This window comes from Kineococcus auxinigenes (assembly GCF_050871525.1).
In the GTDB taxonomy this organism is placed as follows: domain Bacteria; phylum Actinomycetota; class Actinomycetes; order Actinomycetales; family Kineococcaceae; genus Kineococcus.
This window is the reverse complement of record NZ_JBKBCT010000055.1, coordinates 1-26,631: the sequence shown is the minus strand read 5'-3', so window position 1 is coordinate 26,631 and position 26,631 is coordinate 1. Positions and strand designations below refer to the sequence as shown.

The window sequence follows — 26,631 nt, the reverse complement described above, 5'->3', positions numbered from 1 at the left end:
CGGTCTGGTGCTGCTGTTCACGGGCGCCGGCCGCTTCTCCCTCGACGGGGTGCTGCGGGGCGGGGGGGGGCGGGGCGGGGGGGGGTGGGGGGGGGGGGGGGGGGGGCCCCCCCCCCCCCCCCCCCCCCCCCCGGCCTCACGGCGTCAGGACCACCTTGCCCCGGCGTCCCCGCTCCTCGGCGGCGCGGTGGGCGTCGGCGGCGCGCTCCAGCGGGAAGGTGCGGTCCACCCGCGTGCGCAGCCGCCCGGCGGCGACCTCGCCGACGAGCCGCTCCAGCAGGGGCGGGTCCAGTTCCACGAGCAGCACCTCCTGGGAGATTCCCGCCCCGGCCGGTGCGCCGGGCACGGGCCGGGTGCTGACGACCTTCCCGCCCCGCGCCACGGCCGGGAACAGCGCCTCGCCCACGGGAACGGCGTCCACGACGGCGGGGAACTCCCCGAGCCCGGAGTAGTCGGTGTCCCGCGGCAGCACGACGTGCGCACCGATCTCGCGCACCCACTCCTCGTCGCCCGTGCCGGCGACGGCGGTGACGCGGTGCCCCGCCTGCACGGCCAGCTGCACCGCGTACCCGCCCACGGCGCCGCTGGCACCGGTCACCAGCACCTCCGCCCCCTCGCCCAGGGGGAGCCGGTCGAGGAGTTGCGCGGCGGTCAGCGCGTTCAGCGGGATCGTCGCGGCGTCGACCGCGCCGAGACCCTCGGGGCGCGGCAGCACCCACTCCTGCGGCACGGCGATCCGCTCGGCGTACGCGCCGACGCGACCGTGCACCGCGTACCAGGGGATCATCCCGACGACCGCGGCACCCGGCGCGAACGCTCCCACGCCCTCGCCGAGCGCGTGCACCGTCCCGGCGAAGTCCCACCCCGGGACGTACGGGGGAGAGGCGGAGTCGCCCACGGTCATGCCCTGCCGCGCCGCCAGGTCGGTGGGGTTCACCCCCGCGGCCTCCACCGCGACGACCACCTCACCGGCCCCCGCCACGGGCTCGGGCCGTTCCACCACCCGCAGGACCTCGGGACCACCGGGTTCGCTCACCTCGACGACGCGCACGCGTCATCCCTACGTGATCGCGGTGCGATCCGCACGCCGGACGCGGTGCGCGGTGGCCCCTCCCGCCGCCCAGGGGGGCGCGAACCCCTCAGCCGGTGGCGCTCACCCCGTGGTCGAACAGCCGCCCGCCCACCAGTGCGCTCGCCTCGGCGGCCGGGACCGGCCGCGAGAAGCGGTACCCCTGGCCCAGCGGGCACCCCAGCTGCACGAGGGTGCTGACCTGCTCGGCGCTCTCGATCCCCTCGGCGACGACGGTGAGGGCGAGCGTCCGGCCGAGCTGCACGACCGCACCGGTGACCGTGCGGTCCTCCGCGTTCTCCGCGACCCCGTCGATGAAGGACTTGTCCACCTTCAGCACGTCGATGGGGAAGCGGCGCAGGTAGCTCAGCGAGGAGTACCCGGTGCCGAAGTCGTCGAGGGCGATGCGCACGCCCAGGGCCTTGATGTCGTGCAGCTTGCCCGCGGTCCGCGAGGTGTCCTGCACGAGCAGCGTCTCGGTGATCTCCAGGGTCAGCAGGTGCGGGTCCAGGCCCGTCGAGGCGAGGACCTCGGTGATGTCCCGCACCAGGGTGGGGTGCTGGAACTGCCGCGCGGAGACGTTGACGCTCACCTTCAGCGCTGACCCGTGCTCCGCCCCCCACCGCACGGCCTGCCGGCAGGCCTCCTGCAGCACCCAGCGGCCGATGGGCACGATGAGGGCGTTCTCCTCCGCCAGCGGGACGAAGTCGGCCGGGGGCACCGGGCCGCGCACGGGGTGGTTCCACCGCAGCAGCGCCTCGAAGCCGTCGATCCTGCCGGTGCCCAGTTCGACGATCGGCTGGAACGCGAGGGTGAACTGCTGCTCGTCGAGCGCGCTGTGCAGGTCGGCGCGCAGCCGCTCGCGGTCCAGCTCGGCCGCGTGGTGCGCCGGCTGGAACACCTCGCAGCGTCCCTTGCCGGTGCTCTTGGCGACGTACATCGCCACGTCCGCGGCGCGCAGCAGCCCGATCCCGCTGGAGGCGCACGTCGCGGAGGTGGCGATGCCGATGCTGACGCCGGTGTGGACGAAGCGGTCCAGCAGCCGCACCGGTTCGCGCAGCGACTCCAGGACCCGCTCCGCGACCGCGAGCGCCTCGTCGGCCCGCGCGCCGCTGAGCAGGATCGCGAACTCGTCGCCCGACAGGCGGGCGAGGACGTCGCCCTCGTCCACGCACGCGCCCAGCCTGCTCGTCACGGCCTGCAGGAGAGCGTCACCGCTGTCGTGGCCGAGCCCGTCGTTGACGGTCTTGAGGTTGTCCAGGTCCAGGAACAGCACCGCCCTGGCGCCCTCGCCCGCGACCGTCCGCTGCTCGGCCAGGCGCAGCCGCTCCATGAACAGCGCGCGGTTCGGCAGGCCGGTGAGGGGGTCGTGGTAGGCCTGGGTGCGCAGCCGCTCCTCGAGCCGCCGCCGGTCGCTGACGTCCCGGGTCGTCAGGACGATCCCGGCCACGGCGGGGTCGGCGACCAGGTTCCCGGCGACCGTCTCGGCCCACCGCCAGGAACCGTCGCGGTGCCGCACGCGGCAGACGGTCGACGGCGGCTGCGGGCGGTTCTCCAGCGTGGCGCGCAGGTGCTCGCGGAAGGCGGGCAGGTCCTCGTCGTGGACCAGGTCGAGGAAGCTCGTGCCGTCCAGCGAGGTCGGGGGGTGCCCCAGGACCCACCCCACCGAGGGTGACTGGTAGGTGATCGTCCCCGCCGCGTCGACCACCGTGATGACGTCGGAGGCGTTGCGCACCAGGGAACGGAAGTGCTCGCCGGCTTCCAGCGCGTCGAGCAGGTCGTTGAAGGCGGTGGCCGTCGCGCCGAGCTGGTCGTCGGAGTCGACCTCGATGCGCGCCGACGTCGCCGACGACCAGTCGCCGCCGCGGCTGCGACGCGCGATGGTCCCGGTCACCGCCCGCAGCCGTTCCGTCAGCAGCGCCAGGCGGCCACCCACCACCACCCGGCACAGCGCGTAGTTCACGGCGCCGACGAGGAAGCCCGCGACGAGGCAGGCCACCTGGAAGGAGGAGCGGTCCGCGTACCGGTGCGGCACCCCCAGCAGTTCGGCGAAGGGCGGGAAGACGAGGCCGACGGCCAGGCCCAGCCCCACCATGTAGACCGCCAGGTCCCAGAAGACCCTGCGGGTGATGCGGAAGGGGCGGCGGAGCCCCGTACCGGGTGCGGTCGCCGGCGCCTGGGAGCTCACCCCGGGTTGATCGGTCGGACAGCGCCGGGACTTGAACCCGTCCCCGGTTCAAGGTCCGCGGTCGCGGTACCGATGGGGACGAGGTGCTCCTCCACCACGACCCCGCGCAGGACCGCCTCGTGGGGGACGACGTCCACGTCCCCGTCGCGGGGGGCGGCACGCGCCGGTACGTCGACCTCGACAACGCGGCGACCGGGCCGGCCTCGGTCGTCGTGGCGCGGGCCGTGGAGGAGTTCCTGCCCTGGTACTCCAGCGTGCACCGCGGTGCCGGGGCGAAGTCGCGGCGCTCCAGCGCCCGCTACGAGGGCGCGCGCGAGACGCTGCTGCGCTTCGTCGGGGCCGACCCGGACACGCACGTCGCGCTGTTCCCGCGCGGCACCACGGAGGCGCTGAACCTCCTGGCGTTCCGCCTGGGGCTGAGCCGCGACGACGTGGTCGTCACCACCGCCGCCGAGCACCACGCCAACCTGCTGCCCTGGCGGCGCCACGCCCGCCTGCGCGTCGTCGACGTCGGTGCGGACGGGACCTTCGACACGGCCGCCGTCGTCGCGGCCCTGGACGAGCGTCCCGCACCGGCCGTCCTGACCCTCACGGGCGCGTCCAACGTGACCGGGTGGGTGCCGCCGCTGGCGGAGATCGCGGCCGCCGCCCGCAGCCGCGGCGTGCTCGTGGTGGTGGACGCCGCGCAACTGGCGCCGCACCGGCCGATCGACATGACCGCCACGGGGATCGACGTGCTCGCGCTGTCCGGGCACAAGCTGAACGCCCCCTACGGCGCCGGTGCCCTGGTGCTCCCGCGCCGGCTGCTCGCCGAGGGGGAGCCGATGCTCGTGGGTGGTGGCGCGGTCAGCGCCGTCTCCCACGACGACGTCCTCTGGGCCGGCGTGCCCGACCGCGACGAGGCCGGCTCGCCGAACGTGCTGGGCGTGGTGGCCCTGGAGGCCGCTGCCGAGGACCTGCTCGGGCGCGGGGAGTCGCTGCGCCTGCACGAGGACGCCCTCGTGCAGGCGCTGGACACCGAGCTCGCCGGTGTCCCCGGACTGCGGCGCTACGGCTCCACCACCGCCGACCGCGTGCCCGTCGCGGTGTTCGACCTGGAGGGGGTGCCCCACGGCCTGCTCGCCGCGCGGTTGTCGCAGGAGCACGGCATCGGCGTGCGCAGCGGTTGCTTCTGCGCGCACCCGTACGTCGGCCGGTTGCTGGCGCTGACCCCGGAGCAGGTCCGGCGGTTCCACGACGACGTGCGCCGGGGCGAGCGCCACCGGCTGCCCGGTGCCGTCCGGGCGAGCGCGGGCCGTGCGACGGCGCTGCAGGACGTCAGGGCCCTGGGGGCGGCGCTGCGCGAGATCGCGGCCACCCCGCAGGTGGCCCGCGAGTACCGGGTCGACGAGCACGGCGGCTACGAGCACGCCGCCTTCGCGGACCTGCTCCACTGATCCCACCACCGGCGCCGCTGCGCAGCAGCGCCCCTCAGCGGCGGGCCCCCACCGGCCGCTGCCAGCCGGCGACCTCGCCCGCCGGCAGCGGGCGGGAGAACAGGTACCCCTGCGCCGTGTCGCACCCGTGCTCGCGCAGCCACTGCAGCTGCTCCGGTTCCTCGACGCCCTCGGCGACGACCCGCAGCCCGAAGGTGTGGGCGGCGCGCACCACGAGCTCCACCAGCCCGCGGCGACCGGGGTCGGCGGAGGCGACGAAGCTGCGGTCGATCTTCAGGGTGTCCGCCGGCGTGGCGGGCAGCTGGCCGATCGACGTGTAGCCGGTGCCGAAGTCGTCGATGGCCACGGCCACCCCGGTGGCCCGCAGCTGCTGCAGCCGCGCCGTCGCCACCGGGTCGTCCACGAGGACCGTCTCGGTGATCTCCAGCACGAGCAGGTGGGCGGGCAGGCCGGAGGCGGCCAGGGCGTCGGCGACGTCCTCCAGCAGCCGCGGGTCGGCCAGGTGCCGCCCGGACACGTTCACCGCCACGGTCGGCTCGGGCCCCTCACCGGGGGCGGGCCAGGCGCAGGGGCGCTGCGCGCGCCAGCGCGCCAGCTGCGCGGTGGCCTCGTGCAGCACCCACCGGCCCAGGTCGCACACCAGCGAGGACGCCTCCGCCGCGGCCACGAAGACGTCCGGGCGCACCGGCCCGACGCCGGGGCGGTCCCAGCGGGCCAGCGCCTCGTACCCGGCCAGCGAGCCGTCCGCCAGGTCCACGACGGGCTGGTAGTGCAGGGTCAGCTCCCCGTGCCGCAGGCCCTCGCGCAGCGCGGACTGCAGGTCGGAGCGGGCGGCCAGCTCGGCGCGCAGCGCGTCGTCGAACACCTCCACGCGCCCGCGACCGCGCGACTTGGCCCGGTACACAGCGGAGTCGGCCTCCGCCAGCAGCGCCTCGGCGGACGCCGCGCCGTCGCGGGTCAGCGCCACGCCCACCGAGGCGCCCACGCGCACCGCGCGGCCGGCCGCACCGGTGGCCCGGTCGGCGGCGACCTCGACGGGCCGGTGCACCGCCGTGACGATGCGCGCGCCCAGCTGCACCAGGTGCGCCTCGTCGGCCACGTCGTGCGCGACGACCACGAACTCGTCGCCGCCCAGGCGCCCCACCACGTCGCCCTCGCGCACGCACCCGCGCAACCGCTGGGCGACCTCGCGCAGCACCTCGTCACCGGCGGCGTGCCCGGCGCCGTCGTTGACGGCCTTGAACCCGTCCAGGTCCACGAACAGCAGGCCCGTGGCACCGCCGGGTGCGGTGCGCTCCAGCGCCCGCGAGAGCAGCCGCAGCGCCGCCGCGCGGTTCGGCAGCCCGGTGAGGGGGTCGTGCGCGGCCTGGTGCGCGAGCTCGGTCTGCAGGTGCTCGCGCTGCTGCACCGCCCGGACCAGCTGCTGCACCGACGCCTGGACGACCTCGCCCAGCGGCCCGGGCACCGGCTGCTCGCGCAGCGCGCCCGCCAGGTCGCCGCGCGCCAGCGAGTCCGCCTGCTCGCGCACCTGCCGCAGCCCGGCGACCGCCCCGGCGAGGGCGCGGGCCGCGGTGCGGACCTCCCGCGGGCCGGTCTCGGGCACCTCGACGAGCTCGCCCTGACCGATGCGGCGGGCCGCGCCGGCCAGGCGCCGCAGCGCCCGGGCCAGCCAGCGGCCCTGGGCCCCGGCCGCCACCAGGGCGCCGGCCAGCGCCAGCAGGGAGGCCAGCACCGTGACGTGCAGGCGTCCCGCCGCGGTGCGCTGCTCGGCGTCGATGGCCCCCACCGCGGTGTCCACCGCGGTCTCCAGCAGCTGCGCCAGGTCCCGGTCGCGCTGGGCGCTGGCCCCGGCCAGGTCCAGCAGCTGCGGGCCGCTGAGGTGGCCGGGGTCGGCCGTCTCGGTGCTCAGGGCCTGCGCCAGCAGCCGGGCCGGCTCGCTGCCGACGGCCGCCGCCCAGCGCACCCGCATCGGCGCGGTGGACAGCTCCGAACCGGCCCCGGCCACCTCCCGGTAGGTGCCGATGACGTGGGCGGAGCGCTGCCGGGCCCGCACCTGCGGGTCGCCGGTGAGGACGCGCGCGGTGAAGGTGACCGGCACCTCCCGGCTGGCCTGCTGGGTCAGCTCCGCGACGAGGGTGACGTCGTTGACGGCCAGCGCGCTCAGGTCGCTCAGACCCGTCGCGGTGGTGCGGGTGATGACCTCCTCCTCGACGTGCGCCAGCCAGTCCGACAGGCCCAGGTACAGCTGGGCCAGGGCCTCGGTGCTGGAGGTGCCCTGGTCGGCGGCCGAGCGCACGGTGCGCAACCGTTCCGCGGCCAGCGCGGTGCCCACCGCGGCGGGTGAACCGGTCGGGATGCGCGAGACGGCCCGGTCGGTGACCTGCCGGGCCAGCTGCACGTTGTTCACCGCGTCCAGGTAGAGCCGCGGGCGCTGGTCGCCGAACCCGGCCGCCGCCGCCTCCTGCGGGTCCCGGGTGACGTTGCGGGTCAGGGTGGGCAGCAGCTCGCTGTCCACGGCCCGGCGCAGCGCGTCCAGCTCGGTCGCGGCGCGCATGAGGGCGCCGGCCTCGTCGGCCACCCGCAGCTCGCGGGCCCGCTCGACCACCGAGCTCGTCGTCACGACGCCCGTGGCGAGCAGGGGGACGACGACGAGGGCCGCCAGGTGCTGCCACACCGGCCGCTCCCGCAGCCGGTGCCCCAGCGCCCGGTCCGTCGTCGGTTCCACGCACGGGGCATCGGCCGGCACCGCCCCGGACGTGAGTCGTTCAGCGCGTGCGGGAGCGCGCCGTGACCGGGCACCACCCGAACGGCGCAGCACGCCGCGGGCGCGTCCTGCCGATGCCGTTGACCGGGAGGTGCGCGGTGGATCGACGGTGCGTTCGAGCAGGGGCCCGGCGGCTGGTGCGGGGCCTGGCGGTGGCGGTCCTGGCCGCCGGCGTCGCGGTGGCGCCGTCGGGGTGCGGTGAGCAGGACGACGAGGTCGTCCGGGTGGGGTTCTCCCAGTTCGCCGCCGAGGGCAGCTGGCGGGCCGCGAACACCGCCTCCGTCCGGGCGGCGCTCGCCCCGGCCGGCGGCTTCGAGCTGGAGTTCAGCGACCAGGAGCAGAAGCAGGAGGGGCAGGTGGCGGACCTGCGCCGCTTCATCGCCGACGACGTCGACGTCATCGCGCTCGCACCCGTCGTGCAGGACGGCTGGGACGAGGTGCTGGGCGAGGCGCGGGACGCCGGGATCCCCGTCGTCCTCGTCGACCGCGGCATCACCACGGACCTGCCCGGCGCCTACGCCACCCGCATCGGCGCCGACTTCCGCTCCGAGGGCGAGCGGGCGGGGCGGTGGGTCCGTGAGCACGCCCCCGGCGCGCGGGTGTTCGAGCTGCAGGGGACCCTGGGCTCCGGCGCCCAGACCGGCCGGCAGCGGGGTTTCGACGCCGTCGCCGGCGACCAGGTCGTCGGTGCCGCCACGGGCGGTTTCACCCGCGCCGGGGGCCGCGACGTCACCGCGGCCGCGCTGGAGGCGTGGCCGGACGTGGACCTGGTGTTCGCCCACAACGACGACATGGCCCTCGGCGCGGTCGAGGCCGTGCGGGCCGCCGGCCGCCGCCCGGGCGTGGACGTGCGCGTGGTGTCCGTCGACGGCACGCGCGAGGGCCTGCGTGCGCTGGCCGCCGGCGACCTGGAGCACGTCGTCGAGTGCGACCCGGCGTTCGGCGAGCAGCTCGCCGGGGTGCTGCGCCGGGTGGCCGCCGGCGAGCGGGTGCCGGACCGCGTCGTGGTCCCGGGCCGGGAGTTCGACCGCACCGTGACCGCGGCGGAGATCGACGCCCGCACGTACTGACGCCCCGCCCAGGGCCCCGCCCGGCGCCCGCGCGGGCGGGTGCTCACAGCATCGTGGCCAGCGTCCGCGCCGGCTGGCGCACCAGGCGCACCACCGCGGGCACCGCCGTGGCGGTCGCGGCCACGGCCGCCACCGCCAGCGGCGGCAGCGCGTCGCCCAGCACCCCCGCGCCGGCGAGCACCTCGGCGGCCAGGGCCGCCGCCACGACCGCCGCCGCCGCGCCCAGCCGCGAGTACGCCTCCAGCACACCGGCCAGGAAACCCACCACGCCGAAGCAGCCCAGGCCCAGCAGCAGCGCCGTGAGCGCGGCGGGGGCGGCGCCACCGGCGTGCAGCACGGCGCCCAGCACCAGCGAGGACGCGGTCGTCAGCAGCAGCAGCCGCGCGAAGGCGCCCGCCACGATCCCCCCGAACACGCCCGCCGCGCGCGAGCGGGCGTGCTCGCGCAGCCGGGTGGAGGCCAGCACGTCCAGCAGGACCGTCCACACCCGGTCCAGGTGCCGGTTGGCCCAGATGCTGCCCAGCAGCGACGGCACGAGCGCCACCACCGGGAACGTCGAGGTGCTCGCCCACCCCACCGAGGGGTCCAGCACGACCAGCAGCGCGGTCGCACCGCCCACGGCCCCGGCGGGCAGCGCACGCCCCCACGGGGTGGGCGGGCGCGCCGATCGCGGCGTCGTCAGCAGCGCCGCGGCCACCGCGACCTGCGTCAGCAGCACCACCGCCAGGACGTCCGCGCGCACCGGCAGGCCGGCGTGCACCGCCGCCACCGCCAGCACGAGGGCCAGCGCGTACTGCACCCCCCAGCCGCGCACCACCACGACGAGGCTGCCCACCCAGGTCACCAGGAGCGCGGCGGCCAGGCTGCGCCCCGGAGCCAGCAACACCCCCACGGGCACCAGCGCCGAGGCGGCACCCACCGCGGTGAGCAGGCCCCGCTCGGCGCGCAACCGGCCCAGGCCGTCGGCGTCGGTGAGCCAGCGGCGGCGCACCAGCCACTGCAGCGCGAAGCTGAACGGCAGCGCGAGCTTCCACGCCCCCTCGGTGACCGCCGTGCCGAACTCCGCCGTCAGCGGTGCCACCCAGGCCGTCGTGGCCAGCAGCGCCGCGACCAGGCCCAGCAGTTCCCGGGGGTCGCTGGGCGTCACCTCCCGGGGGCGCTTGACCGGCGCGCCGGTCGTCGCCGCACGCGCCCGTCGCGCCGCCGTGCCGGTGGTGCCGCGCGCCAGCGGCATCGCCACCCCCGGCACCAGCCCGCCCCACGCCTCCAGCACCACCGCCGACTCCAGCGCGTCCTGCGGCTCCCTGCCCAGCGCCGCGCGCACGCGCGCCGCCGCCTGACCCTCGGTGATCCTCACCGCGCCCCCGTCCCTGCCGCGACCACCGGTTCCGCCGGCACGCCGCGCACCTCCGCGGCCAGCGCCCCCAGCACCGCCGCGTACCCGTCCAGGCAGCGGTCCTGCCCGAACAGCCTCGTCACCCGCGCGTGCCCGCGCCGGCCCAGCAGTTCCGCGAACGCCGGGTCCAGCAGCAGCGCGCACACCGCGTCGGCCAGCCCGTGCACGTCCCCGGGTGGAGCCGTCACCCCTGCGCCCCGCATCGCGTCCAGGACCCCGCCCACGAGCGTGGTGACCACCGGCCGCGCCTGCGACAGGGCCTCCAGCACGGACATCGGGAACCCCTCGGAGATGCTCGTCATGAGCACCACGTCGGCCTCGCGCACCACGCCCGTGGGGTCCGTGGTGGGGCCCATGAACCGGAACCCCTCGCCCAGCCCCAGCGCCGCGTGCAGCTCGTGGCACGAGCGCGCGTGCTCCTCCTGACCGCGCGGCACGGGGCCGTAGTGCAGGAACCGCGCGTCCGGCACGCGGCGGCGCACCGCCGCGGCCACCCGCAGCATCGTCGGCACGTCCTTCAGGGGGTCCAGGCGGCCAACGCTGACGACCGTGCGGGTGCGCGGCGCCGGTGCGGGCGCACCCGGGGCGGGCACCCCGTTGGGGACGACGACGATGCGTTCCCGGGCCACGCCCAGCCCCTCCTCCCACGCGGCGTTCGCCTCCGCGACCGGCGTCACGACGTCCGAGACGGCGTACGCCAGGCGCGTCAGGCCCCGCGCCAGGCGCGTGGGCACGAACCGGCCGGCGGCGTCGGCGCCGGAGCGCACGGCCGCCAGGTAGTTCTCCCGGACGTACACGCCGTGCTCGGACAGCACCACCGGGCGGTCGTGCAGCGCCTTGTCCACGGCCGCGGGGACCGCCGACCACCCGGCCGCCGTCACCAGCGAGACGTCCGCGGCGGGCGTGGGCTCGGCCGCCGTGCGCGCCACCCAGGAGATCGTCTGGTACGTCTCCACGGCGCGGTCGAGGTCGAACGGCGCGGGCTCGCCCAGTTCCGGGTGCTCCTCCGAGAGCACCCGCGCCAGCGCCTCGACGTACCGCCGCCACGTCTCCTCGTCGCGGAACGTGGGCAGCACGAGGTCGGGGTTCTGCCGGCACCACACCAGCGCGGGCACCAGGTCCAGGGGGTCGGGGGACCAGCCCAGCAGGCCCTCCACCAGTTCCGCGGCCAGTTCCCGGCGGCGGCGCCGTCGCGGTGGGCGCGGCCCGGTGCGCCGCGGCTCGCGCGGGCCCCACAGCTGCAGGTGCCCGCCCAGCGCCGCGTTCGGCGGCAGCTCGAAGACGGGTTCCTCCAGTTCCGCGCCGGTCAGGGCGAACACCGACCAGCGCACGCCGGGCAGTCCCCGCAGCAGCAGGTCGCACCACGTGCTCACCCCGCCCACCACGAACGGGTACGTGCCCTCGGTGAACAGCGTCACGCGCGGGCCGTCCGCGTCAGCCCGGCCCGCCGGCCCGGCAGGGTCCTGGGCGTTCACGCCGCCGTCCTCAGCGACACGCGCACCGCACCGCCGGCCGCGACCGGCAACCAGCCGCAGCGCGCCCCCGCGTACGGCAGGCCCGCACCGGCTCCGGCGGGCAGCGTCACCGGGACCTCCACGTCCGCGCCGGCCTCCAGCAGCAGTTCGCCGCCGCCCGCGAGGGCGCGCACCGCACCCGCCGCGAGCGCCGTGCGCCAGCGCTCGCGCCGGCGCAGTTCGTGCGCCACCTCGTCCATGGACGGGTTCAGCAGCACCGTCCCGGGTGCCAGCAGGCGCGCGTGCTCGTCGAGGACCCGCGCCAGGACGTCCAGGAGGACCCGGTCGCCGGTGACGTTCGACTGGTGGGCGAACACCGGGCGCGGGTCGCCGGCCAGCACGCGGCCCAGCACGACCTCCGCCTGCGCGCGCAGGAACTCCTCGCGCGAGGGAGCCGGCGCCCCGTGCCGGCGTTCCTGGTCCGCCAGCAGTTCCGCCCAGGTGCTGACGTGCGTGGTGACCTCCGTGGGGTGTCGCGGCACCACGGTGGCCGGTCCCAGCGCGGCCGGGGCGGCACCGCGCGAGGCGTCGGCGGCCACGGCGGCGATGCCCGTGCGTCCCAGGACCCGCGGCAGCGCGGGGTTGCCGAGCCCGGAGTGGGCGCCGGTGACCAGGGCCGTGGCGCTGGCCGGCACACCGGCCCGTTCGGCCCAGCGCCGGTTGCGCTCCACCTGCTCGTGCAGGCCCTGCTCGTCCAGGTCGTCGAGGTCGCGGTGGTCCCACGTGTGGTTGATCCAGCGGAACTCGCCCGCGGCCGCCAGCAGGGCGCGCGTCAGCGGGTCGTCCGCGTCCGCGCCGGCGCCGTTGTGCGCCAGGTCCAGGGTGAAGGAGCGGGCTCGCTGCCACGACGTGAGCACCTCGACGTCCTCCGCCCGCATGCGCACGGTGGGGGCGGTCTCGCCCACCCGCACCCCGGGCGTCGTCCAGTTCGCCAGGAACACGTCGTCGACGTGGCAGGACAGGGCGTGCCGCAGCACGCCCAGGTGCACGCCGCGGGTGACCCAGGCCAGCAGCCCGCGCGCCAGCAGCAGGCCGTGCAGCGAGTCCTCGGCGGTGTTCACCACGACCAGCAGGTCCTCCAGGCCGTCACCGGTGTCCAGCGTGCCGGCGAGGGGGGCGCCGTCGCCGGTGACCAGCAGGGGGGTGAGCGGGCCGCCGCCCTCGACGCGGCCCAGGTACGCCCAGCAGCCGGGAGCCAGGGGCACCTTCCCGCGCAGGTCGGCGAACACCCGGGCGCCGGCGGGGGTCACCCGGGCGGTCGAGCCGTCGGTGGGGGCGCCGGTCGCCCCCACCACGCCGCTGCCCGCACCGGGGAACTCGTAGGCGCGCAGCAACCGCACGCCGTGGCGGCGGCGGTACGAGGCCAGGACCGCCGCGGACGCCGGGTCCAGCTCGCCGGCGGTGACCGTGGTGCGCACGACGGCGTGGAAGCGGCCGGTGCCGTCGGGGTGCCCCAGGTCCTCGTCGCGCAGCGGCTGCGCGGCCGTGGGGCGGTGCAGCTCGTGCGGGCACCCGGTGCGCTCCAGCAGCCGCAGCCAGGAGCGCGTCACGGGATCGTCCTCGAGGTCGGCGGCACCGGCCAGCACCAGCACGCGGACCTCGGCCTGCGCGGCCGTCAACCGGGGACCCGCTCCCCGGCCCGGCGGCGGTCCAGCACGCGCCGGTCGATCTCCATGACGGAGGTTCCCGCCAGCAGCTGGCGCTGCATCTGGGAGGCGGCCACGACCAGCTGGTCGAGCACGTCGAGCAGCGACTGCCGCATCGACTCCGCCTGGGCCAGCACGTGGTGCGCCTGGTCCTGCTCCTCCAGGGAATCCTGCGCGCGGGGGCTCGGAGCGGTCCCGGTGACGGCGGCCGCGGACAGGGCGCTGAGCTGTTCCGCGACGCTGCCGATCCCCACCGGCCGCTGACGTTCCAGACGCAGGCGCAGCACCTCCTGCGTCAGGTGGTCGACCTCTGCGCGCAGTTCCGCCTCGTCGCGGTTCGTCGCGTTCCCGCGCCTCCACCGGCGAGCCACCATCGTTCCTCCTCGTGCGGGGCCGGCTCCTCGCCGGCCGTCACCCCGGGTGACGGTAACGGAGCCGTCGTGCTGCACCGCATCGCCTCCGGCGGGTTCACCCGTGTGCGCGATGGTGACGACCGTGCGTCGTGCTCCCGCCGCACCGTGAGCGGTCACGTGTGGTGAGAGGCGCTGTCGTCCGGGTCACGAGTTGAGCGGTGCGGGTGAACGTGGACGCCGACGTCGCACCACCGCGCCCGGAATCGCGGTTCAGCTCACCGGTGACGCCTACCGTCCTCACGAACCCCTGACAGGAAACTGGAGAACGGCATGCCGTCCAGGCGAAACACCGCCCACCGCCACCGCCACCGCACCGCCGCGCGCCTGCTGGCGCTGACCCTGACCGGCGCGGTGGCACTGCCGCTGTCGGCCGCGCTGCCGGCGCGGGCCGCCACCGGAACCCGCGTGAACCTCGAGGTCCTCGTCGTCGCCGACGCCGGCCCCTCGGTGAACGCGATCGCCGCCCAGCTCGACCGCGAGGGCGTGCCGCACACCCGCGTCGACCTGACCGCGGGGACCCGTCCCGCCATCGACGAGGAGTTCCTCGTCGACCCGGCCACCGGTGCGGCCCGCTACCAGGCCGTCGTGCTGCCCAACGCCGCTCCCGCAGGGATGAGCCAGGCCGAGCTGGACGCGCTGGCCGCCTACGAGCGCCGCTTCGGCGTCCGCCAGGTCAACGCGTACGTCTACCCCGGCACGGGGACCGGTGGCAGCGCCACCTACGCTGGAACCCTCGACGGCGCCGCCGGCACCGTCACCGCCGAGGGCAGGGCCGACGGCTTCTCCGAGCTGTCGGGGGCGTTCCCCGTCGACGACGTCGACGCGGGGACCCTGGAGGTGTACGGGTACCTCGCCCAGCCGGCCGCCGCGGCCGGTGAGCGCGTCACGCCGCTGCTCACCGCCCGCCACGGCGACGCCGACGGCAGCATCGCCTGGGAGCTCGAGTCCGGCGGGCGCGAGCAGCTCATGGTCTCCGCCGCCTACAACGAGTCCATGGAGTGGTTCAGCACCGTGGGGCACGGGATCGTGTCCTGGATGACCCGCGGCGTCCACCTCGGTCACCACCGCTCCTACTTCGACGTCCAGGTCGACGACGTCTTCCTGCCCGACGGGCGCTGGAGCGCCGACGGGAACTGCACCCCCGGCGACGACTGCGTCGACCCCGCCGTCACCACCCCTGACATCCGCATGACACCCACCGACGTGCAGCGCCTGTCCGAGTGGCAGAAGGCCCACGGCTTCGAGCTGACGATGGTCTTCAACGGCGGCGGCAGCGAAGCGGCGAAGGCGGAGAACGGCGGCACCGACCCCCTCACCGACGCCTTCCTGGCCCGCAAGGGGGAGTTCACCTGGGTGAACCACACCTTCAGCCACCCGTACCTGGGGTGCGTGCAGATCGCCCCCACGGTCACCGGACAGCCGTGGCGCTGCGCCACCGACCCCGCTCAGACGCCTCGCCAGGACCCCGAGGTCCCCGCCCAGGGCAGCGACGGGCTGCAGTGGGCGTCGCAGGCGTTCATCACCGGGCAGGTCAGCAGCAACGTCGACTGGGCGCGCGCCAACGCGCTGCCGCGCTTCGACGCCACCGAGCTCGTCACCGGGGAGCACTCCGGGCTGATGACGACGAACCAGTCGCAGGACAACCCGTTCCTGGCGCCGGCGCTGGCTGCGGCAGGGGTTCGCACCCTGGCCTCCGACGCCTCCCGGGAGAAGCGCGCGCGCGCCGTGGGGCAGGCCGTCACCGTTCCGCGGTACCCGATGAACATCTACTACAACGCCGGCACCTACCGCGACCAGATCGACGAGTACAACTGGTACTACACCTCGCGCACCGTGGGCGGCAGCGGCGTCTGCGACGACAACCCCGCCACCACCACGTGCATCGCCCCGCTGCCGGCGGCGGACGAGGAGCAGGCGCGCAGCAGCTACGAGGGGTACCTGAAGCCGCTCGAGGTCCGCAACGCCCTGCGCCGGGTCCTCGCCGACGACCCGCGCCCGTTCTACGCCCACCAGTCCAACCTCGCCGAGGACGCGCTGCTGCTGCCCGTGGTGCAGGGCGTGCTGGAGGCGTACCGGGCCACCCACACCGCCGCCGCGCCGCTGATCACCACCACCCTCACCGAGCAGAGCCACCAGCTCGCCCGCGCGAGCACCTGGGAGCAGACGCGCAGCGGTGTCACCGCGTACGTGGACGACCGGGGAGTGCACGTCAGCGGCGCAGCGGGCACCGTGGTCCCGCTGACCGTGCCCGGGGACGCGTCCGCCACGGTCGCGCTGGAGGAGCACGGCGGCCAGCGCTCGGCGTGGGTCACCGCACCCACCACCGACACGGTCCTCGCGACCCCCGCCGACGCGCGGTTCGGCTACGTCGGCACCCCCGCCACGCCGGTTCCGACGACGCCGGTTCCGACGACTCCGGTTCCGACGACTCCGGTTCCGACGACTCCGGTTCCGACGACTCCGGTCCCGACGACTCCGGTCCCGACGACTCCGGTCCCGACGCTGCCGGGTGCGCCGGCCATCGGCACCGCCTCCTCCGGCCGGTTGTGGGACGCGCACGCCACCGCCACCGTGCGCTGGAGCCCGCCGCGCACGGGTGGGACGCCGATCACCGGTTACCGCGTCACCGCGACCCGCTTGTCGTTCTTCGGCAAGCCGCTGTCCACCGTGACGGACCCGACGGTGCACGCGGCGACCGCTCGCAGCGCGACCGTCGTGCTGCCGGTGCGCGGCGCCCGCTACCGGTTCACCGTGCAGGCCGTCACCGCGGCCGGTGCGGGCACCGCTTCAGCCGCCTCCAACACGGTGCACGCGTGGTGAGGGTCCCCCTCGCACGTCTCGCCGCCACCGCTGCGCTCACCGCGGCGGTCGCGGCGAGCGCAGCGTGCGGCACCCCGGCGGACCAGGCGGCGGACGGTCCCCGCGCCACCCCGTCCGCCGTCACCACACCCACCGCTCCTGCGGCGGCTCCCACCACGGCCCCCACCGCCACGACGCCAGCCAGCACGACGCCAGCCACCACGACGTCAGCCACCACGACGTCAGCCACCACGGCCGCTGCGTCCGCCCCGGCGGCTGCGGCGACCCCGGTCGAGGAGGGCGAGGGTGTGGTCGCCGCCCCGGTACCGCTGGGCACCACGGCGGAACTGGAGGTCGCGGTGCGGCTGCGCTCGGACGCCCTCCTCGCCGGGGACGTCGTCACCGCTCAGCGCCTGCTGTCCCTGCGCTGCCGGTCCGCCGTGCCCGACGACGCGCTCCGCGCGGCCGCCGGCGCCGGGTTCGCCGCCGTCACCTCGGTGGCCAGCCGCACGAGCGGCGGTGCCGCGGAGGTCGACTACTCCTACGCCGAACCCGGCCGCGACGTGACCGGTGAGCGCTGGACCACCGAGGACGGCCAGTGGCGCTGGGACGACTGCTGACACCCGCCGCCCGACAGCCCACCCGGTCCCCGGGTGGGCTGTCGCCGTACCCGGTGGTGCGGTCGGTTCAGCCGTGGTCGCAGACGTACCGGTAGGCCGTCAGGTCGCCGTCCTTGAGCATCGAGGAGAACCCCGGGCGGTGCGCGGTGCGGCAGAACCGCTCCGGGCTGAGGTCGTACTCGACGTGCAGCACCGCCTTGCCCGCGTCCACGAACGGCTGCAGCAGGTCGCACTCCTCGTAGCGGGCGCACGACTCGTTGACGGCGAAGTCGAAGTCGCCGACGAGGTCGCGGACCTGGTCGAGGTCGTTCTTCAGCGCCACGCCCATGCCGCGCTCGTGGGCGGCGGCGGCGATCCAGCGGTTGAAGCGCAGCTGGTCGGCGGCGGTCAGGTCGAAGCCGCTGTCGTTGGCCCAGGCGTCGACGTTGTCGGGCTCGACGGCGTCGAACCCCTTGTCGCGGCACTCGTCGAGGCGGTCCAGCAGCACCGGGCCGATGAGGTCGATGCGGCGCACGTCCAGCCACCGCTCGTCCGGCCAGTCGCCCAGGACCTTCCCGACCGCCTCGGCGGGGAAGCGGTGCGCGTCGTCGCGGTACTCCTCCACGGTGCCGGCGCTGAGGTAGCAGACCACGCGTCGTCCCTCGGCGTGCAGGCGGTCGACGACCTCCCGGGGGACCTGGTGGTCGACGTCGTACACCGGCACGTCCACGGTGAGGTCCAGGTCGCCGGAGAGCTGCCACTGCCAGGCGGTGCCCGGCTCGGGGCTCCACCACCCGGACGTGTCCTTCGCGGGGATCACGGGGTCCTCCTCGGTCGGGGTCCCGGCGGGGGAGGTCGTCCCGCCGGTGGTGGGGCGGGGGGCCGTGCAGCCGCCGACCAGGACCAGCAGCACCGCGGCGGCGCAGGCCGCGGCGAGCCCGGTCGCCTGCCGTCCACGCACCTGCCGGCTCAACCGGCCACCTCGCCGATGGCGCGGTGGTGGCGGATCACCTCGGCGATGACGAACGCCAGGAACTTCTCCGCGAACACGGGGTCGAGGCCGGACTCCACGGCCAGCACGCGCAGGCGCGCGGTCTGCTCCTGCTCCCTGGCGGGGTCCGCGGGCGGCAGCCGGTGCGCGGCCTTGAGGTGGCCCACCGCCTCGGTCAGCTTGAACCGCTCGGCGAGCAGGTGCACCAGGGCGGCGTCCAGGTTGTCGATGCTGTGCCGCAACCTGGACAGCTCCGCCCCGGCGTCCACGTGCTGCGGTCCTCCGGTCACAACCATCCCCTCCTCTTGAACACCACGTACAGCACCAGGCAGCTGCTGAGCATCAGCAGCAGCGCCAGCGGGTACCCGTACGTCCAGTCCAGCTCCGGCATGTTCTCGAAGTTCATGCCGTAGATCCCGCCCACCAGCGTGGGGGCGAACAGGATCGCCGCCCACGAGGAGATCTTCTTGACCTCCTCGCTCTGCGCGTAGCTCGCCTCCGTCAGCGAGCGCATCTCCTCGTTCTGCCGCTGCGCGACCAGCGTGGAGTTCACGGTGAGGATGTCGCGCAGCTGGGTGCGGAAGTTCTCGATGCGCTCGGTGGCCACGGTGACGTGGTCGGCGACGTCGCGCAGGTAGCGCTGCAGCTCCTCGTCGACCTTGTACTTCTCGAAGCCGTCGGTCAGGCCCTGCAGCACCGCGTTCAGCGGGACCACGGCGCGCTGGAAGTTCGTCACCTCGCGGGACAGTTCGTAGATGCGCCGGGACACCGCGGGGTCGCCGTCGAAGACCTGCACCTCGATCTCGTCGATGTCGTTCTCCAGGCCCCGCAGGACGGGGGCGTAGCCGTCGACGACGGCGTCGAGGATCGCGTACAGCACCGCCTCGGTGCCCAGGGCGAGCATCTCGGGGTCCAGCTCCATGCGCCGGCGCACCTGCGCCAGGTCGGGGGACTCGGCGTGCCGCACGGTGATGACGAAGTCCGGGCCGATGAACAGGTGCAGCTCGCCGAAGTCGACCTCCTCGGCGGCGTCGTGGTACCGCGCCGCGCGCAGCACCACGAACAGCGTGTCGCCGTAGCGCTCCAGCTTGGGCCGCTGGTGCGCCACGATCGCGTCCTCCACGGCCAGCTCGTGCAGGTCGAACTCGCGGGCCAGCGAACCCAGCTCCGTCGCGGAGGGGCGGTACAGCCCGATCCAGGCGATGCGGGCCTCGTCCTCGTGCAGGCAGCGGTACGTGTCGGCCAGGGTCGCGGGGGAGGCGACCCGTCCACCGCGCTCGTACACGCCGGAGTCCACCAGGCTGCTGCGGCCCAGCGGCTCGGTCGGGATGGCGCCGTCCTGCGCGAGGTTGCGGGTGGACGGCACCGCCCCCCGGCGCCCGAGGGAGGACAGCTGGACGCGGCGCCTGGGCACGGCGGCTCCTCACGGCTCGACGGGGCACGGGAGCCCCATCATCCCCCGCGACCGCTGCCCGCGGGTGCTCCCGCCGGGCGCGGTCACCCGGGTGCAGCCGCAGCGGGGGCTGTCGGCTACCGCGAGGGCACCTGGTCCTCGGCGCCCGGCACCGGCTCGGCCGCGTCCGAGCCCAGCGCCACGATCCGGTTCGCGCCGTCCACGTGCACCACGCGCGGGCGGTGCGCGGCGCGCTCCGCCTCGTCGAGCTGCACGTACGAGATGATGATCACCAGGTCGCCGGGGCGGACGAGGTGCGCGGCGGCGCCGTTGATGCGCACGTCCCCGCTGCCGGCCTCGCCGACGATGACGTACGTCTCCAGGCGCGCGCCGTTGGTGACGTCGACGACCTGGACCCGCTCACCCTCCACGAGGTCCGCGGCGCGGCACAGGTCGGCGTCCAGGGTGATGGAGCCGACGTAGTGCAGGTCGGCCTCCGTCACCGTCGCCCGGTGGATCTTCCCGTGCATGAGCGTGCGCCGCACAACAGCTCCCGTGATCGCCTCCCCGGGTGGGCAGCACCCGGCCCCGCCATTATCCCGCGCCCCGGCCACGGCCCCGCCGGCCGTCGCGCCACGTCCTCGACCTGCCGACGCAGCCGCGCGGGAGCACGCTGGGAGCGCGCTCCCCGGCGGGCAGGGACGCGGCGCCCCTGCCCGCCGGCACCGCGGCGCACCCGTTCAGGACGCTCGACGGAGAGGCAGGACGGCGATGGGTACCCAGCGTGGACCGGCCGGCGGCGCCGGGACCGGCCAGGACGGCGGACCCGCACCCGCGAGCCCGCAGCAGGCCGAGGAGCTGCGGGTCGAGCACCGGGGCGGGCCACCGCCCGGCGGCCGGGACGGCGAGGGCGCCGCCGGCCGCACGCGGCTGCAGTGGGCGGGCCTGGTCCTCGGCCCGCTGCTCGCCGTGCTCGTGCACGTGGCGCTGCCGGCCTCCCCGGCGCTCACGCCGCAGGGGCGCGTCACCGCGGCGCTCGCCGTGCTCATCGCGCTCTGGTGGATGACGGAGGCGCTGCCGCTGGCGGCGACCGCGCTGGTGCCGATCGTCGTCTTCCCCCTGGCCGGGGTGGTCGAGCTGGAGACGGCCACCGCCGCCTACGGCGACCCCACCGTGTTCCTGTTCCTCGGGGGGTTCGCCATCGCCCTGGCGATGCAGCGGTGGGCCCTGCACCAGCGCATCGCGCTGGCGACCGTGCGCGTCGTCGGGACCCGCCCCACCCGGCTCGTGCTGGGCGTGATGATCGCGACGGCGTTCCTGTCGATGTGGGTCAGCAACACCGCGACCACGCTGCTGATGGTGCCGATCGGCGTCAGCGTCCTCGCCCTCGTCGACCGCCGCACGAGCGGCACCCTGCCCGAGCACGAGGTGCAGCGCTTCGGGGCGGGTCTCGTGCTCGCCATCGCCTACGCCGCCACCATCGGCGGCCTGGCCACGCTCGTCGGCAGCCCGCCGAACCTCATCCTGGCGGGCGTGGCGGAGTCCACCCTGGGGATCGAGATCGGTTTCGCCTCGTGGATGGCCGTCGGCGTGCCCCTCTCCGTCGTGATGCTCGTGATCACCTGGCTGCTGCTGACGAAGGTCCAGTACCGGCCCCGCATCGAGGAGATCGCCGGGGGCCGCCAGGCGATCACCGAGGAGCTGCGCGCCCTCGGCCGGATGTCGGCCGGCGAGTGGACCGTCGCCGTCGTGTTCGTCGCCACGGCGCTGCTGTGGGTGTTCCGCGCGCCGCTGAGCGACTGGGCCGCGCTGACGGACGCCGTCCCCCTCGTCACGCGGATGTCCGACGGCGGCATCGCGATCGCCGCGCTGATCGCGTTGTTCCTCGTGCCCGTGCGGGGTCAGCGCGGCCGCGGCGCGCTGGACTGGCCGACCCTGCAGAAGGGTGTGCCGTGGGGGGTCCTGCTGCTGTTCGGCGGCGGGCTGTCGATGGCCGCCGCCATCCAGGAGAGCGGCCTGGACACCTACATCGGTGAGCGGTTCAGCGGGCTCGGCGCGCTGCCGCTCGTCCTGCTGGTCGCCGCCGTGGCGCTGGGGATCCTGGCGCTGACGGAACTCACCTCGAACACCGCCACGGCGGCGACCTTCCTGCCGGTGCTCGCCGCCGTCGCCGTCGGCGTCGGCGCCGAACCGCTGCTGCTGCTCGTCCCGGCCGCGCTCGCCGCCAGCTGCTCGTTCATGATGCCGGTGGGGACGCCGCCGAACGCCATCGCGTACGGCACCGGCCGCGTCACGATCGGGCAGATGGTCCGCTCGGGGGTGTGGCTGAACCTCATCGCCGTGGTGCTGCTCACGGCCGTCGTCTTCGCCCTCGGCCCGCTGGTGTTCGGCTTCTCCCTCTGACGGGTCCTGCACCCCCACCCACCGGTGCGGCGGGTGGGAGCGCGCTCCTCAGCGCGGCTGGGACAGGTCGTGCGGGTCCGCGTTGCCCCCGCACACCACGACCCCCACGCGCTCGCCGTCGGCGGGCACGTGCGCCCCGTCCAGCAGCGCCGCCAGCGCCACCGCGCCGCCGGGCTCGGCGGTCACGCGCAGCTCCTGCCACAGCCACCGGCGGGCCGCGCGCACCGCCTCGTCGCTGACCAGCACGGCGCGCACCCCGGCCGCCACGGCGCTGGCGAACCCGTGCTCCCCGATGCGCCGCGCGCCCAGCGAGTCCGCCGCCAGGCCACCGACCTGCACGTCCACGGGACGGCCCGCGGCCAGGGCGGCGTGCAGGGTCGGCGCCCCGCGCGTCTCCACGCTCACCACCCGCGTGCCGGTGCCGCACCAGGCGGCGATGCCGCCGATCAGGCCGCCGCCGCCGGTGGCGACCAGCACCGTGTCCAGGCCGGGAGCCTGCTCGGCCAGTTCCAGGGCCACCGTGCCCTGCCCGGCCAGGACCGCCGGGTCGTCGTAGGCGTGCACGGCCAGCGCGCCGGGGGCGCTCGCCCGCTCCAGGCTCGCGGCGGCCGCCTCGGCGTAGGAGGCGCCCACCAGGGTGGCGCGCGCACCGCGGGCCCGGATGCCCTCGACCTTCACGGCGGGGGCGGAGACGGGCACGAACACCTCGGCGTCGACCCCCAGCGCGCGGGCGGCGTGCGCGACGGCGAGGCCGTGGTTGCCGCCGGAGGCCGCCACCACCAGCGACGGGCGCTCGGGGGCGGTGAGGACCCGGTGGAAGGCGCCGCGCGGTTTGAAGGAGCCGGTGTGCTGCAGCAGTTCCAGCTTCAGGGTCACGGGGACCTCGCGCCCGCCCACGGGCAGGGCGACGTCGATCACCGGGGTGCGCCGCACGCGGCCGGCGATCCTCTCGGCGGCGGCCGCGACGTCCTCGCGGGTGGGGGCGGCGGGGGCGGGGTGCATCACGGCCGTGACGCTACCCCCGCCCCGCGCGGACCCCGGTCAGCCCAGCGTGGTGCTCTCGCCCAGGGACCAGTCGCGCACCTCGGGCACGTCCTCCAGGTGCTCCACGACGTACTCGTGGTGCCGGGCCAGCTGCGCCTCGCAGTACGCCATGAGCTCCCCGGCGCCCGGCGGCAGGCGGCGGGCGTTGTTCAGGGCGTCCATCACCAGGTGGTACCGGGAGGCCCGGTTGCGCACCACCATGTCGAAGGGGGTGGTCGTGGTGCCCTCCTCCATGAACCCGCGCACGTGGAAGCGGTCGGCGTCGGGCCGTCCGTGCACGACCTGGTGGATCGCCCCGGGGAACCCGTGGAAGGCGAAGACCACGTCGACGGAGTCGGTGAACAGCTCCCGGAACCGCAGGTCGCTCATGCCGTGCGGGTGGTCCTTCGGGCGTTGCAGCGCCATGAGGTCCACGACGTTGACGACGCGGAAGCGCAGCTGCGGCAGCCGGTCGCGCAGGATCTGCGCTGCCGCGACGGTCTCCATCGTCACCACGTCGCCGGCGCACCCCAGGACGACGTCCGGGTCGGCGCGGCCGTCGTCGTTGCCGGCCCACTCCCACACCGAGGCCCCCCTCGTGCAGTGCTCGACCGCCTCCTCGATCGACAGGTACTGCAGCTGCGGCTGCTTGTCGATGACGATGAGGTTCACGTAGTTCCGCGAGCGCAGGCAGTGGTCCGCGACGGACAGCAGGCAGTTCGCGTCCGGCGGCAGGTACACCCGGGACACCTCCGGGCGCTGGGTGATGGCGACCTGCAGCAGACCCGGGCCCTGGTGGGAGAACCCGTTGTGGTCGTTGCGCCAGGCGGTGGAGGTCAGCAGCACGTTCAGGCTGGGCACGTCCGCGCGCCACGGCAGGGCTCCGGCCTCCTCCAGCCACTTGGCGTGCTGGACGGTCTGCGAGGCGCTGACCATCGCGAACGCCTCGTAGGTGGCGAACATCCCGTGCCGGCCGGTGAGGGTGTACCCCTCCAGCCAGCCGTGGCAGTTGTGCTCGCTGAGGACCTCCATGACGCGCCCGGACCGGCTCAGCGAGACGTCCTCGGGGTACGTGCGCTCGGCGAACGCGCGGTCGGAGACCTCGAACACCGCGCCCAGGCGGTTGGAGTTCGTCTCGTCGGGGGAGAACAGGCGGAAGGTGCGGGGGTTGCGGGCGTAGACGTCGCGCAGCAGCTCGCCCAGGCGGCGGGTGGACTCCGCGCGCCCGGCGGCCGGGCGGTCCACTTGCACGGCGTAGTCGCGGAAGTCCGGCAGGTCCAGGTCCTGCGTGAGCAGGCCGCCGTTGGCGTGCGGGGTGGCGCTCATCCGCAGGTCCCCCTCCGGGTTCGCCGAGCGGACCAGGTCCGCGGGGGCGCCGGAGGCGTCGAAGAGGTCGTCGGGTCCGTAGGAGCGCATCCACTCGGCCAGCAGGCGCAGGTGGTCGGCGTTGTCGCGCACCCCGGACAGCGGCACCTGGTGGGCGCGGAACGTGCCCTGCACCTGGACGCCGTCGACCTGGTCCGGGCCGGTCCACCCCTTGGGGGTGCGCAGCACGATGAGCGGCCAGCGCGGGCGCGGAGCGTCGGCGGGAGCGCCCTCGGCGCGGGCGGCGTCCTGGATCTCGCGGATGCGCCCCCAGGCGCGTGCCAGGGTGGCGGCGAACCGCTCGTGCATGCCGGGCAGGTCGTCGCCACCGACCTCGAGGACCTCGTAGCCGTGGCCCTCCAGCAGCGAGCGCACCTCGGCGGGGTCCTTGCGGGCCAGCACCGTCGGGCCGGAGATCTTCGCGCCGTTCAGGTGCAGCACGGGCAGGACCGCGCCGTCGCGGGCGGGGTCGAGGAAGGAGACGCCCTTCCAGGAGCCCTCCAGCGGACCGGTCTCCGCCTCGCCGTCGCCGACGACGGCCAGCGCGAGCAGGTCGGGGTTGTCCATGACGGCGCCGAAGGCGTGCACGAGCACGTACCCCAGCTCCCCGCCCTCGTGGATGGAGCCGGGGGTGGTGACGGACACGTGGCTGGGGATGCCGCCGGGGGCGGAGAACTGCCGGAACAGCCGCCTCATCCCCTCGGTGTCCAGCGTCACGTGCGGGAACTTCTCGGTGTAGGTGCCCTCCAGGTACGCGGCCGCCACCAGGGCGGGGCCGCCGTGGCCGGGGCCGGTGAGGAACAGCGAGGACTGCCCGGTGCGGCGGATCAGCCGGGACAGGTGCGCGTACACGAACGACAGCCCGGGGCTGGTGCCCCAGTGCCCGAGCAGGCGGGGCTTGACGTGCTCGGCGGTCAGCTCCTCGCGCAGCAGCGGGTTGGCGCGCAGGTAGATCTGCCCGACGGTCAGGTAGTTGCACGCGCGCCACCAGGCGTCGAGCGCGGTGATCTCCTCGGGCGTCATCGCGCTCAGGGCCTCGACGGCCCCGGGCGAGGCGTCCGGCCCGGTGGTGGTGGCGCTGGTCGTGGACATGGACGTGGTCCCTCCTCGGTCGACGAGGCCACCCTCTCGCGCACCGGCGCCGATGACCAGGGCCCTTCGGCCCGTGCTGCGCACCCCGGCCGATGCGCCGGCGAACCGGTCACCGGTCGGTCGCCCGCCGGAGGGGTGCGGGTCACCCGGGCGCCACCCGGCGCCGACAGCCTGCCCGTGACCACCCCGTCACCCGGAGGAACCCGTGAGCGAGAGCACGCCCCACCCCCTCGGCCGCCGGCACCTGCTGGGCCTCGGCGCCGCCACCGCCGCCGGCGGTGCCCTCGCCGCCCAGGCCGCCGCCGCGGCCCCGGCCGCCGCGTCCGCGAGGGGGCGAGACCTGTCCTTCGCCGACGACGGCACGTTCCGCGTCGTCCAGTTCAACGACACCCAGGACAACCACCGCACGGACGTGCGCACCATCCAGCTGGTGGAGCGCGTGCTGGACGAGGAGCGGCCGGGCTTCGCGCTCATCAACGGCGACGTCGTCAACGGCGACATGAGCACGGCGGAGCAGGTCCGGCAGGCGTACAACCACGTGGTGCTGCCGATGGAGGAGCGGGGCATCCCGTGGGCGGTGACGTTCGGCAACCACGACGAGGACTCGGTGGCCGCCACGGGGATGACCGAGGCGCGCATCCGCGAGTTCCTCTCCGGGTACCGCCACTACGCGGGCACCACGGCGCGCGGCGTCACCGGCGACTCGAACCAGGTCCTCACCCTGCGGGCCCGGCGCGGGCGCGGCCCCGCCTTCGCCCTCTGGCTGCTGGACTCCGGGCGCTACTCCCCGGAGACCATCGCCGGCCAGGAGGTCGAGGAGTACACGTACGAGACCATCCACGCCGACCAGGTCGCCTGGTACCGCGAGCAGTCCCAGGCGCTGGAGCGCAGGGCCGGCGCTCCCGTCCCCGCGCTGATGTTCTTCCACATCCCGCTGTGGGAGCACCGGTTCCTGTGGTTCGGCTCGCCCACCGAGTGGACGGACGAGGCGCACGCCGCCGCTGTGGCCAAGCACGGCATCGTCGGTGAGCGCAACGAGCGCGAGTACACCGCGCAGTTCAACCCCGGCCTCTTCCACGCCGCCCTGGAGCGCGGCGACGTCAAGGGCATCTTCTGCGGCCACGACCACATCAACACCTACGTGGGGAACTACTTCGGCATCCAGCTCGGCTACGGGCCCGGCACCGGCTTCGGCACCTACGGCCTGGAGGGTGACGAGGTGCACCGGCTGCGCGGGGCGCGCGTGTTCGACCTCGACCTGGGCCACCCCGGCGTGCTCAAGGGCACCCGGACGGTGTTCGCGGCGGACCTCGGCATCGACCTGACGCCCGAGCCGCAGCCGCTGCAGACCCCGAAGCCGCTCGGGCGCCGCTGAGCCGCCCCGGTGGTGCTCGCGGGCGGCCCGCCACCGCGGCCGGGCGGCCGCCATGTCGCCGGGCCCCTCAGGTCCGCGGGCGGGAGGCCGCCGTG

The 26,631-nt window shown here is 75.7% G+C and carries 19 protein-coding genes; 6 read left to right on the top strand and 13 right to left on the bottom strand.

Annotation, left to right across the window (positions count from 1 at the left end; all coding sequences use genetic code 11):
• Positions 1–136: 136 nt before the first annotated feature.
• Entirely contained in the window at positions 137–1,051 is a 915-nt protein-coding gene (locus tag ACRYR9_RS14630; protein WP_432492157.1) for an NADP-dependent oxidoreductase, read from the bottom strand.
• 88 nt (positions 1,052–1,139) lie between these two features.
• Positions 1,140–3,257 carry a putative bifunctional diguanylate cyclase/phosphodiesterase gene (locus ACRYR9_RS14625; protein WP_432492155.1) on the bottom strand — a complete coding sequence of 706 codons (2,118 nt, stop codon included), beginning with the start codon at positions 3,255–3,257 and terminating at the stop codon, positions 1,140–1,142.
• Positions 3,258–3,340: 83 nt separating this feature from the next.
• Here ACRYR9_RS14625 and ACRYR9_RS14620 point away from each other — a divergent pair, with 83 nt between their 5' ends.
• The gene (locus ACRYR9_RS14620; protein WP_432492153.1) at positions 3,341–4,693 is read left to right on the top strand and encodes an aminotransferase class V-fold PLP-dependent enzyme; all 1,353 of its coding nucleotides are present in this window, start codon (positions 3,341–3,343) and stop codon (positions 4,691–4,693) included.
• Positions 4,694–4,727: 34 nt separating this feature from the next.
• On the opposite strand, the gene ACRYR9_RS14615 is transcribed toward ACRYR9_RS14620, so the two are convergent.
• Positions 4,728–7,418, bottom strand: a complete 2,691-nt coding sequence (locus ACRYR9_RS14615) for a putative bifunctional diguanylate cyclase/phosphodiesterase (RefSeq protein WP_432492151.1) — start codon at positions 7,416–7,418, stop codon at positions 4,728–4,730.
• A 176-nt stretch (positions 7,419–7,594) separates the two neighbouring features.
• Here ACRYR9_RS14615 and ACRYR9_RS14610 point away from each other — a divergent pair, with 176 nt between their 5' ends.
• On the top strand, positions 7,595–8,527 hold the full coding sequence (locus tag ACRYR9_RS14610; protein WP_432492149.1) for an ABC transporter substrate-binding protein: 933 nt from the start codon (positions 7,595–7,597) through the stop codon (positions 8,525–8,527).
• Between the two features lie 43 nt (positions 8,528–8,570).
• Here the strand turns inward: ACRYR9_RS14610 and ACRYR9_RS14605 are convergent, their stop codons facing one another.
• From ACRYR9_RS14605 to ACRYR9_RS14590, 4 genes are read right to left on the bottom strand one after another with little or no spacing between them, the layout of a single operon-like run.
• Positions 8,571–9,884: a hypothetical protein gene (locus ACRYR9_RS14605; protein WP_432492147.1), complete on the bottom strand. Its 1,314-nt coding sequence runs from the start codon at positions 9,882–9,884 to the stop codon at positions 8,571–8,573.
• Positions 9,881–11,398 carry a GT4 family glycosyltransferase PelF gene (gene pelF / locus ACRYR9_RS14600; RefSeq protein ID WP_432492145.1) on the bottom strand — a complete coding sequence of 506 codons (1,518 nt, stop codon included), beginning with the start codon at positions 11,396–11,398 and terminating at the stop codon, positions 9,881–9,883. The genes ACRYR9_RS14605 and pelF overlap by 4 nt, the downstream gene beginning before the upstream one ends.
• Positions 11,395–13,056 carry a hypothetical protein gene (locus ACRYR9_RS14595; protein ID WP_432492143.1) on the bottom strand — a complete coding sequence of 554 codons (1,662 nt, stop codon included), beginning with the start codon at positions 13,054–13,056 and terminating at the stop codon, positions 11,395–11,397. The genes pelF and ACRYR9_RS14595 overlap by 4 nt, the downstream gene beginning before the upstream one ends.
• On the bottom strand, positions 13,053–13,457 hold the full coding sequence (locus tag ACRYR9_RS14590) for a hypothetical protein (protein ID WP_432492141.1): 405 nt from the start codon (positions 13,455–13,457) through the stop codon (positions 13,053–13,055). Before ACRYR9_RS14590 ends, ACRYR9_RS14595 begins: the two co-directional genes overlap by 4 nt.
• Before the next feature lie 309 nt (positions 13,458–13,766).
• Here ACRYR9_RS14590 and ACRYR9_RS14585 point away from each other — a divergent pair, with 309 nt between their 5' ends.
• Both ACRYR9_RS14585 and ACRYR9_RS14580 read left to right on the top strand, forming a co-directional pair.
• Positions 13,767–16,316: a fibronectin type III domain-containing protein gene (locus ACRYR9_RS14585; RefSeq protein ID WP_432492139.1), complete on the top strand. Its 2,550-nt coding sequence runs from the start codon at positions 13,767–13,769 to the stop codon at positions 16,314–16,316.
• Between the two features lie 287 nt (positions 16,317–16,603).
• On the top strand, positions 16,604–16,915 hold the full coding sequence (locus tag ACRYR9_RS14580; protein ID WP_432492137.1) for a hypothetical protein: 312 nt from the start codon (positions 16,604–16,606) through the stop codon (positions 16,913–16,915).
• Between the two features lie 67 nt (positions 16,916–16,982).
• Here ACRYR9_RS14580 and ACRYR9_RS14575 read toward each other — a convergent pair whose 3' ends face one another.
• The 4 genes from ACRYR9_RS14575 to panD all read right to left on the bottom strand — a co-directional run bounded on the left by ACRYR9_RS14575 (position 16,983) and on the right by panD (position 19,823).
• The gene (locus ACRYR9_RS14575; RefSeq protein ID WP_432492135.1) at positions 16,983–17,867 is read right to left on the bottom strand and encodes an endo alpha-1,4 polygalactosaminidase; all 885 of its coding nucleotides are present in this window, start codon (positions 17,865–17,867) and stop codon (positions 16,983–16,985) included.
• Positions 17,864–18,181 carry a chorismate mutase gene (locus tag ACRYR9_RS14570; RefSeq protein WP_432492133.1) on the bottom strand — a complete coding sequence of 106 codons (318 nt, stop codon included), beginning with the start codon at positions 18,179–18,181 and terminating at the stop codon, positions 17,864–17,866. The genes ACRYR9_RS14575 and ACRYR9_RS14570 overlap by 4 nt, the downstream gene beginning before the upstream one ends.
• Entirely contained in the window at positions 18,172–19,299 is a 1,128-nt protein-coding gene (gene corA, locus ACRYR9_RS14565) for a magnesium/cobalt transporter CorA (RefSeq protein WP_432492131.1), read from the bottom strand. The genes ACRYR9_RS14570 and corA overlap by 10 nt, the downstream gene beginning before the upstream one ends.
• Positions 19,300–19,415: 116 nt before the next feature.
• Positions 19,416–19,823 carry an aspartate 1-decarboxylase gene (gene panD / locus ACRYR9_RS14560; RefSeq protein ID WP_432492129.1) on the bottom strand — a complete coding sequence of 136 codons (408 nt, stop codon included), beginning with the start codon at positions 19,821–19,823 and terminating at the stop codon, positions 19,416–19,418.
• Between the two features lie 226 nt (positions 19,824–20,049).
• On the opposite strand from panD, the gene ACRYR9_RS14555 reads away from it, so the two are divergent.
• Entirely contained in the window at positions 20,050–21,681 is a 1,632-nt protein-coding gene (locus ACRYR9_RS14555) for an SLC13 family permease (protein WP_432492127.1), read from the top strand.
• A gap of 48 nt (positions 21,682–21,729) precedes the next feature.
• Here the strand turns inward: ACRYR9_RS14555 and ACRYR9_RS14550 are convergent, their stop codons facing one another.
• Together ACRYR9_RS14550 and ACRYR9_RS14545 are read right to left on the bottom strand one after the other, a co-directional pair.
• Positions 21,730–22,683, bottom strand: coding sequence for a threonine/serine dehydratase (locus ACRYR9_RS14550; protein ID WP_432492171.1), 954 nt, complete (start codon positions 22,681–22,683; stop codon positions 21,730–21,732).
• Positions 22,684–22,722: 39 nt separating this feature from the next.
• Complete coding sequence (locus tag ACRYR9_RS14545; RefSeq protein ID WP_432492124.1) at positions 22,723–25,161, bottom strand: phosphoketolase family protein; 2,439 nt, start codon at positions 25,159–25,161, stop codon at positions 22,723–22,725.
• Between the two features lie 205 nt (positions 25,162–25,366).
• On the opposite strand from ACRYR9_RS14545, the gene ACRYR9_RS14540 reads away from it, so the two are divergent.
• Positions 25,367–26,536, top strand: coding sequence for a metallophosphoesterase family protein (locus tag ACRYR9_RS14540; RefSeq protein ID WP_432492122.1), 1,170 nt, complete (start codon positions 25,367–25,369; stop codon positions 26,534–26,536).
• Positions 26,537–26,631 lie beyond the last annotated feature (95 nt).

Excerpts from the sequence above, each read along its gene's own strand:
- ACRYR9_RS14570 (WP_432492133.1), bottom strand. The coding sequence starts at position 18,181 with ATGGTTGTGACCGGAGGACCGCAGCACGTGGACGCCGGGGCGGAGCTG.
- ACRYR9_RS14585 (WP_432492139.1), top strand. The coding sequence starts at position 13,767 with ATGCCGTCCAGGCGAAACACCGCCCACCGCCACCGCCACCGCACCGCC.
- ACRYR9_RS14555 (WP_432492127.1), top strand. The coding sequence starts at position 20,050 with ATGGGTACCCAGCGTGGACCGGCCGGCGGCGCCGGGACCGGCCAGGAC.
- ACRYR9_RS14545 (WP_432492124.1), bottom strand. The coding sequence starts at position 25,161 with ATGTCCACGACCAGCGCCACCACCACCGGGCCGGACGCCTCGCCCGGG.
- ACRYR9_RS14590 (WP_432492141.1), bottom strand. The coding sequence starts at position 13,457 with ATGGTGGCTCGCCGGTGGAGGCGCGGGAACGCGACGAACCGCGACGAG.
- ACRYR9_RS14550 (WP_432492171.1), bottom strand. The coding sequence starts at position 22,683 with ATGCACCCCGCCCCCGCCGCCCCCACCCGCGAGGACGTCGCGGCCGCC.